At 36.0% G+C, this 2,261-nt stretch carries 2 protein-coding genes; both read left to right on the forward strand.

Annotation, left to right across the window (positions count from 1 at the left end):
- On the forward strand, window positions 1-1,105 hold a 1,105-nt coding region (locus AFK68_RS01000), incomplete at its 5' end, for an acetate kinase (protein WP_143437393.1).
- Window positions 1,106-1,411: 306 nt separating this feature from the next.
- Window positions 1,412-2,152: a HEAT repeat domain-containing protein gene (locus AFK68_RS01005; protein ID WP_210407157.1), complete on the forward strand. Its 741-nt coding sequence runs from the start codon at window positions 1,412-1,414 to the stop codon at window positions 2,150-2,152.
- Window positions 2,153-2,261 lie beyond the last annotated feature (109 nt).

The raw sequence follows: 2,261 nt of genomic DNA on the forward strand, positions 1-2,261 counted from the left end.
TGACTGGACTGCTAATGATGATTATGGCATTTTAGAAATAGAAGCAAACGGCCTTGAAAAAGAGTTCCAACTTAACCCCGAAAAACGCCTAGAAGGCATCTCTAAAATGTTAGAAACTCTCAGTCAAGGAGAAACAAAAGTTCTAGAAAATTTATCCGATATAAATGTAGTTGGTCATCGAGTAGTTCATGGTGGTTCAGATTATTCAGAAGCAACCTTAATAACAGATAAAGTCAAAACAACAATTAAAAATCTTATTCCTCTAGCACCTAATCATAATCCTAATCATTTAGAAGGAATAGAAGCCATTGAAAAAATCTTAGGAAATGTATCTCAAATTGCAGTATTTGATACAGCATTTCACAGTAAAATGCCAAAAGAAGCTGCTGTTTATCCAATTCCTTATAAATGGTTTGAAAAAGGAATTAGACGCTACGGATTTCATGGGACAAGTCATAAATATTGTTCTCAAAAAGCAGCAAAAATATTAGAAAAACCCCTAGAATCTTTACGCATAATTACTTGTCATTTAGGTAATGGTGCTTCCTTAACAGCAGTGCATAATGGAATTAGTATTAATACTACTATGGGATTTACTCCACTAGAAGGATTAATGATGGGAACTCGTAGCGGTTCAATTGACCCGGCAATTCTAATTTATTTGATGCGAGAGTATGATTTTGATGCCGAAAAATTGAATAAAATGCTTAATAAAGAATCAGGTTTAAAAGGCATTTCTGGAAAATCAGGAGATATGCGTTATATCACTAATGCTATGCAACAAGGAGATGAACTTGCTCAATTAGCATTTGATATTTATATTCATAAACTTCGTTGTTGTATAGGAGAAATGCTAGCTTCTCTTGGTGGCTTAGATGTCTTAGTATTTACTGCTGGAATAGGAGAACATTCAGCAATTGTTAGAGAAAAAACTTGTGCAGATTTTGAGTTTTTAGGATTAAAAATTGACAAGGAAAAAAATACAAAACCTCCTATGAATACTGATATTTCTGCCCCAGATACCAAAATACCAATTTTAGTAGTACATACAGAAGAAGATTGGGCGATCGCTTGTGAATGTTGGGATAAAATGAGCCAAGCTTAATTTACATTAGGCCAAATGAAACTTCATTAATTGATAATTGATAATGGATAATTGATAATTACAAGAAGGTTAAAACCGCTCTTGATTGAAGATTGGGAAATATCCTAGCACTTTTTTTCCCCTATCCAAGGGGAGGCTTTAAACCACAATTATTTAATTAATAATTAATAATTAATTATTCGGTAAATTTAGCCCAACTATCCTGATTTTTGACTCTTGACTTCTGAATCTTGACTTCTGGCTAATAATAACTTCTGACTTTTGACTGACGCTAAAGATGTACATTAGTGCAGTAAAATTACGATTATGCAGAATGAAGACCTTAACATACTAAATATTCAGCCGACGGGGGAAAGTCCTCTGGATTATATAGGAGAAGAAGAACCTCCAAAGCCAGATCCAGAGGAAATGCTACCATTACTGACATCCTCGGAACCTTCCCAACGGATGATGGCTGCGCGAGCTTTCTGTGAACTTCAGGACGATCGGGCAATTTCCCCATTAATTGAACTTTTACACGATGATTGTCCATTAATCCGAGTAAGTGCTGCTTATGCTTTGGGCCGTAATCCTAGTCCAGATGCTGTGGAACCCCTAATCAAACAATTAAATTTAGACTTTAATGGCTATGTTCGTAAAGGTGTTGTTTGGGCCTTGGGGAATTGTCGCGATCGCCGTTGTCTAGAACCTTTAGTGGATGCCCTCAGAACAGATATTCCTGCGGTACGCTTATGGGCCGCTAGTTCTTTAGGCCAAATAGCCCAAGTAAGTTATGAGGTGGTAGTAGGAGGGATACCACCATTAATTGAAGGGTTGAGACGAGACTCAATGACTGCAATACGAAGTAACTGTGCATGGGCCATTGGTCAGTTATGTCGAGAACTACCTTCTAATATTGTTTATGCTGGTGCAATTGATGCTTTGATTGAGGCATTAGAAGAAGATGAAGATATGGGTGTGCGGGAAGATGCAAAATCATCTTTGTTACGAGTGGGAGATCCTAGAGGTTTGCAAGTTATTGAAGATTTAGAAATAGAAGGGTTATAAACCAAAATATATAGGTTTGACATAGTATAGTTTGAAACTTAATTTCCCAATTCTATAGAGAATGATTGTGGCTAAATATTTCCCTAAATTGAATTGTAAATAAAAGTAG

The organism is Hydrocoleum sp. CS-953, assembly GCF_002260545.1.
In the GTDB taxonomy this organism is placed as follows: domain Bacteria; phylum Cyanobacteriota; class Cyanobacteriia; order Cyanobacteriales; family Microcoleaceae; genus Trichodesmium.

Coding starts and splice junctions, on each gene's coding strand:
- AFK68_RS01005 (WP_210407157.1), top strand. CDS start 1,412: ATGCAGAATGAAGACCTTAACATACTAAATATTCAGCCGACGGGGGAA.